Below are 6719 nucleotides of genomic sequence, written 5' to 3' on the forward strand. Positions count from 1 at the left end.
GAGGCCCTGCCAGGAGCTAAAAATGGCTGCTAAAGAAGTAAAATTCTCCCGTGATGCCCGCGAGCGCATGCTGCGCGGCGTCAACATCCTCGCCGACGCGGTGAAGGTCACGCTCGGCCCCAAGGGCCGCAACGTCGTCATCGACAAGTCGTTCGGCGCCCCGCGCATCACCAAGGACGGCGTCACCGTCGCCAAGGAAATCGAGCTTGAAGACAAGTTCGAAAACATGGGCGCCCAGATGGTCCGCGAAGTTGCTTCGAAGACCAACGACATCGCCGGCGACGGCACCACGACCGCGACCGTTCTGGCGCAGTCGATCGTCCAGGAAGGCCACAAGGCGGTTGCCGCCGGCATGAACCCGATGGACCTGAAGCGCGGCATCGATCTGGCCGTCACCGAAGTCGTCGCGGCGCTCGGCAAGGCTGCCAAGAAGATCAAGACCTCCGAGGAAGTCGCCCAGGTCGGCACCATCGCCGGCAATGGCGACGCTTCGGTCGGCTCGATGATCGCGGAAGCGATGCAGAAGGTCGGCAATGAAGGCGTGATCACCGTCGAGGAAGCCAAGACCGCCGAGACCGAACTCGAGGTCGTCGAAGGCATGCAATTCGACCGCGGCTATCTCTCGCCGTATTTCGTCACCAACGCCGAAAAGATGGTTGCGGATCTGGAAGACGCCTACATCCTTCTCCACGAGAAGAAGCTCTCCAACCTGCAGGCCATGCTGCCGATCCTCGAGGCTGTCGTGCAGACCTCGAAGCCGCTGGTCATCATCTCGGAAGACGTCGAAGGCGAGGCCTTGGCCACGCTCGTCGTCAACAAGCTGCGTGGCGGCCTGAAGATCGCCGCCGTCAAGGCGCCGGGCTTCGGTGATCGTCGCAAGGCCATGCTGGAAGACATCGCCATCCTCACCGGTGGCCAGGTCATCTCCGAAGACCTCGGCATCAAGCTTGAGAATGTCGGCCTCAACATGCTCGGCCGCGCCAAGAAGGTGTCGATCTCCAAGGAGAACACCACCATCGTCGACGGTGCCGGCAAGAAGGCCGAGATCCAGGGCCGCGTTGCCCAGATCAAGCAGCAGATCGAGGAGACTACCTCGGACTACGACAAGGAGAAGCTGCAGGAACGTCTCGCCAAGCTGGCGGGCGGCGTTGCCGTCATCCGCGTCGGCGGTGCGACCGAAGTGGAAGTCAAGGAAAAGAAGGACCGCGTCGATGACGCCCTCAACGCGACCCGTGCGGCCGTCGAAGAAGGCATCGTTCCCGGCGGCGGCGTAGCACTTCTGCGCGCTTCGCTGAGCATCAAGGCTGTCGGCGCCAATTCCGACCAGGTCGCGGGCATCAACATCGTGCGTCGCGCGCTGCAGGCCCCGGCCCGCCAGATCGCGGCCAACGCCGGTGCGGAAGCATCGATCGTTGCCGGCAAGATCCTCGAGAACAAGGGCGCGACATTCGGCTACAACGCCCAGACCGGCGAATATGGCGACATGATCGCCATGGGTATCGTCGATCCGGTCAAGGTCGTGCGCACGGCTCTCCAGGACGCGGCCTCGGTCGCCGGCCTGCTGGTCACCACCGAAGCCATGATCGCGGAGGCTCCGAAGAAGGAATCGGCTGGCGGCGGCATGCCAGGCGGCATGGGCGGCGGCGGCATGGGCGGTATGGGTTTCTAAGGTCCACGCATCTCAACAATCTCGGAAGGGCGGCAAGCAGTGCCGCCCTTTCTTCGTATCAATTGCGCCGGTTGTCGGCGACCCGCAAGCCGGGGTATGCCCGCCAAGGGTTATGCTTATGTTTGGACGGATACTGCCTTTTTTCCTGGGGCTGGCGTTACTGTTGGGCAGCGGCTGCGCGCACAGCGATGATGGTACGGTGATTATTCCGAGATCGCTTGATGCCAGGCGATTCTTTGACAAAGAACCGCCACGCCTGCAGCAGCCACAGATCGAAACCAGCGTATTTCCGGTTGCGCCACAGGAGCCGGAACGGCTCGAACCGCGCCGGACGGCAAGTCGCAAGACATCAAACAGACGTGCATGGCGGGCCGCAAGTCCTCCGCTGTCCTCTTCCGAGCCACACAAGCCGCTTGTCTGCAAGAACATCAGCGAGCCCGGCAAGCGGTACCGTGTGGTTTGCGAATAGGACCCTTGGTTTGGCCAACATTCTACCCTTAGAGCGTCGCGGTGCCTTTCCGGATCAGGTTGTCCAGAGCGACATCTCCCTTCTTTCCTCATGATTCGGCAGATCGTTTCTGCGTCGCATAATTCCTAAAACCTGCGACAGATCGGCCGTCCCCTGAAAATCAGGGGGTCTTTTTGTGTCGCATGTCTTTGTCGCAAGTGGTAATTGTCGTTGCGACATAACTTGCGACAGGAAACCCGCAACGATGATGATTGGCTATGCCCGGGTCTCCACCCAGGGCCAGGACCTCGACCAGCAGCGCGCGGCGCTTGGCTCGGCCGGCTGCATTCGCCTCTTTGAGGAAAAGGTTTCCGGGGCAAAGCGCGATCGGCCCGAGCTGGTGAAGCTCCTCAACCATTTGCACCCCGGCGACGTGGTGACGGTCACCAGGCTAGACCGCCTCGCCCGATCGACGCGCGACCTTCTCGACATTGCCGAGCGGATCAGGGAGGCCGAGGCCGGCTTGCGATCTTTGGCCGAGCCATGGGCCGACACGACGGTGCCGGCGGGCCGCATGGTGTTGACCATGTTCGCCGGCGTTGCGGATTTCGAGCGATCCTTGATCGTGGAGCGCACCAGCGCCGGCCGGATCGCGGCCAGGGCACGTGGAGTGCGGTTCGGTCCCTCCCCTGCCCTATCGGCCGACCAGGTCACGCACGCCCGTCAGCTCATCGCCCAGGACAAGCCAGTGACTGAGGTTGCACGGCTCCTGAAGGTACATCGAGCAACCCTTTATCGGGCGCTAAATAGTGTGGAGGGATGTCCAGCCGCCCCTTTGTCTGGTGAATGAAGTACGGCGGGATTTCAGCATTGGTTTCATGAAAGAAAAAGGAGAGAAAATGTTCCGCTATCTAGCGCGCCGTTATGATCGTAAGCACATCCTGAGATCATTAGAACGTCAGAGGCGTATTCATGATAAGGCGATTCCATTTTCTGATGATGGTTCTGACGAATTGGCCTTCAATGAAATTTCCAAGGGCGAGGTGTTTTTCGCGCCGATATTGCCAGCTGTTCCGTTGAGGGAAGAAGGGGCCAGTGTTATCTTCCAATCTGATATTTCAACTGAAGACCAGGCGAACAACACGTTCGAATGCGTTGTTACCGACAGTGGATTGAAACAACATGCGCTTGTTGTTTTCCATCATTGGTATGCTCGGAGCCGGTATCCGGCATTTTCCAAATATTTCGCTGGAAAGGGCATAACTATTATTGAAGCTACACTTCCGTATCATTTTGGGCGGAGTTCGAATGACTATTCTGAGGAAAAACTTTTCAACGCGAATTTAGGGCGCACCGTCCAGTCGATGAGACAGGCTGTCCTAGATGGCCGTAAGATTGTTCGTTGGCTTTATAGTCAGGGGTATCAGAAAATCTCGGTTGTAGGGATGTGTTTGGGTGGCACTGTTGCAGGTCTCGTCGCTGCCCAAGAGGAGAAGGTTGATAAGGCGGTTCTCATGGTATCGCCGGGAAGCCCTGCTGATCTCGTCTGGACTGCGGAGACCATGACGGCCTTACGTGGTCGTATTGAACCGTCCATGTCACTGGAAGGGCTAAGAACCGCATGGGGGCTCATTGATCTAGAGAAGCATCTTTTCGGCCTTACACGTCCTCATCTGGATTTGATGTTCTTGCTCGGTAGGGACGATACGGTTGCGCGCCCAGGAGCCTCTGAGCGTGTCATTAAGTTCCTGGCGAAGTGCAATCTTCCGCCTGAGGTCGTGCGGCTGAATTGTGGGCACTCATCTATTGGAATGTTCCCCTACAATTTGATCGCGGCTCGAAAGGTTCTGCGATTTTTGAAAGAAACCCCGACCCTGTCAGAGCTTTGGGAGGTTCGCGGGTTTCGCTACGACTTTAGCGAAGTTTGAGCTATTTGATGGCTCCGCGCCGGACGCGGCCAGGGCGCGCGGGATGGGGTTGGGACTGTCACCTGCCCTTTCCCCTGCCCGCCCCCGACCAGGTCGCGCATGCGCGACAGCTCATCAACGACGATATCAAGCCGGCCGAGGGTCGCCCGGCTCCTGAAGGTGCATCGCGCGACCTCAGCCCCTCGCAGTTCAGCCGATAGTACAAGAGCATCTTTGGCAACTCGCCTATTGCTGAGCTGCAGCTCTCCCACTTGTGACAATGAACGACCACCTTGCTTAAAGAGTAGTCATTCGCCGCGGCCTGCGACGCCGACGGGATAACGACAGCCGGCCCCCCCGGCGCCTCCCTACTGTTTCAGCCGTGGCGACTGAGATTCTCGCGCCGCAAGACGTTCGGTTTCGGCCTGTTGCCTGGACGCGACTTCACCAGATCGGGCCGCGGAATAGAGCCTGGCGGCCTCACCCAACCTGCCCTGTTCGGATTTCGGCACGGACGGATGTTCAAATGCCGTACGAGATGCTGTCGCACGAGCGATTTCGCGTGCGCCGTCTTCACCGAAACGGGCTTCAATCGATTTCCTGAAGGTGGCGATCTCCCGACTGACCTCCTGATCGGCTGACATCGCCTTGGAGGCTTCGGCCCGCTCGCGATCATCCTTGGCCGTTGCAATTTTTCCGAGTGCGGCTTTCGCCCGATCCGAAACATCCCTCACCACCACCGCGTCAGCCCTCATCTGCTTTTCGACCTCGCCACGATAGGATTGTTCAGCCCGGTTCTCGAACTCGGCGGTCCGGACAATGTTCGGACCGATCGCCTCGCTTGCTCTATGAGCGGCTTCCCGCTCTTCACGAGCTTTAGCGCCGGCGAAGAACCCTTGCCTGCCCCGCAGTTCGCCAAGCAGCTCTGCATCCGCCGATATCCGTTGTGCGGCACTTGTCGGACCGTCTCGCGCGATGATGTCATCGAGACGCCGCGCAGCGGATTTCGGATCACGGTAGGCGGTCTCCAGATAGATCAAGCGAGCGTCCCGCTCGCGCTGTACATCCGCATCGCGACTGACAGCGGCGGCGATGCTTCGTTCGTCGATCGATCGCCCAAAACTGTCGCGGCGCACGCCATCAGCATTCACATCCTGGAATGCAGCTATCAGCACCCTGACGTCCGCTGGCCGGTTGGCTGTGGTGCTGAGCGACGCCTCTTGATTTCTGGCATCTGGAACAGCCTGCCGATCTTCGGTCTTGCCCGCCACGGCCCGATCATCGGCGGCAGGCCCATGACGATCGCTGTCTCCTGCCTTTTTTGACTTCTGTGCCACGACGGGCTCAGGCGTCGCGCCTCGATGCTCAGTACCCTGGCGCTGATTCTCCGCGTCCCCAGCGATTGCGCCGGCCTGCATTTCCGGTGTGCGCGGATCTGTCCGACGCATACCCGCGCGTGCCTCTTCGACAACTGAAACCATCGGCTGCTGCTCCTTTTCCCGGCCATCCTGAACTTGCCCAACATGCAACGCCGGCCGAGCATTCTCCGCCGCCCGTCCCTCGTCCAGCTTCGCCCGTTGTTCCGCGCTGAGCTCGTCGCGTGTTGCATAAGCCACCGACGCCGACTTGATCTCGTTGCGACCGATCTGGCGGGCGAGCTGACGCAGATCCCGGGCCGTCTGCGTCGCCACGAAGATCGTCGCGCTTTCACGCTGCCTCGTCAGCGCGACATAGCTCGAGGCGGCGCGCCAGTGATGCGTGTGCATGAGATAGGTATGATCGAGCGTCTTGCCTTGGCCTTTGTAGATCGTGCCGGCATAGCCGTGCCGGAATCCAGAAAACTCCGACGCAGACCACTCGACCCTTCGTCCTTCCCTTCCCGCAGCTGAATCGAGCACGACACCGATGCGGCCAAAATTCCGGTCGATGCCGGTGATGGTCCCGGCGTTGCCGTTGTAGATGCCAGCGCCTTTCAGCGTATCCGTGAACTGCACCCGGTCACCGACAGCGAACGCGGCCTCGCCATGCTTGGTCGTAAACACAAAATCCTCGCCGATCTCACCACGCTCGCGACGCACCGCGCGCAGATCCTTGTTCAGCGCATCGACATCCTTGTTGGTATAGGCGAACACGAACCGCGATGCCGACGGATTGGAAGCAGCATCCTTCGCCCATCGCTCGACCAGTTTTTCTCGCAATTCATCCTGTTTAGACGTCCACACCACCGCCTTGTTTCTGGCAAAGGCTCGCAGCGCGTCTTCGAAGCGACCGTCCGAAAGATCGCGCGCCGCCTCTCTCTGCCAGTCGACCTTCTGGCGCGTGACCTGGGTGATCTCGGCCGAACCGTGTTCCTTCTTCAGCTCTGTGAACAGCCCGCCGCGCTCAATCGAGCCGAGCTGCCGGTCGTCCCCGGTCAGCACAACCTTGGCGCCCGACAGCCGCGCTTCACGCAACACCTCGCCGGTCACCTTGGCGTCCATCATCGCCGCCTCGTCGACCACGACCAAAGTGCGCCGGTCCCACTGCGCGCGTCCGTTCTTCAGCCGGAACAGCTCGGCATGAACGGTCGAGCTTCTGGCAAAACCGTCGTCCTTCATGGTCTGAGCGACAGCGTTGGTTGGCGCCAGGCCGACAACCCGATAACCCGCCGCCTCATGCGCCTCGCGGATGGAGCCAAGTGCAAAACTCTTTCCCG

At 60.3% G+C, this 6719-nt stretch carries 4 protein-coding genes; 3 read left to right on the forward strand and 1 reads right to left on the reverse strand.

Annotated features, from left to right (window positions below; genetic code table 11):
- Nucleotides 1-22: 22 nt before the first annotated feature.
- The 3 genes from groL to FFS37_RS30875 all read left to right on the forward strand — a co-directional run bounded on the left by groL (nt 23) and on the right by FFS37_RS30875 (nt 4045).
- Nucleotides 23-1669, forward strand: a complete 1647-nt coding sequence (groL, locus tag FFS37_RS30860) for a chaperonin GroEL (RefSeq protein WP_137934724.1) — start codon at nt 23-25, stop codon at nt 1667-1669.
- A 713-nt stretch (nt 1670-2382) separates the two neighbouring features.
- The gene (locus FFS37_RS30870) at nt 2383-2967 is read left to right on the forward strand and encodes a recombinase family protein (protein WP_137934726.1); all 585 of its coding nucleotides are present in this window, start codon (nt 2383-2385) and stop codon (nt 2965-2967) included.
- 28 nt (nt 2968-2995) lie between these two features.
- Nucleotides 2996-4045, forward strand: coding sequence for an alpha/beta hydrolase family protein (locus FFS37_RS30875; RefSeq protein WP_232375835.1), 1050 nt, complete (start codon nt 2996-2998; stop codon nt 4043-4045).
- A gap of 347 nt (nt 4046-4392) precedes the next feature.
- Here FFS37_RS30875 and FFS37_RS30880 read toward each other — a convergent pair.
- On the reverse strand, nt 4393-6719 hold a 2327-nt coding region (locus tag FFS37_RS30880), incomplete at its 5' end, for an AAA family ATPase (RefSeq protein ID WP_137934727.1).

It is taken from the genome of Mesorhizobium comanense (assembly GCF_005503535.1).
Taxonomy (GTDB): Bacteria; Pseudomonadota; Alphaproteobacteria; order Rhizobiales; family Rhizobiaceae; genus Mesorhizobium; species Mesorhizobium comanense.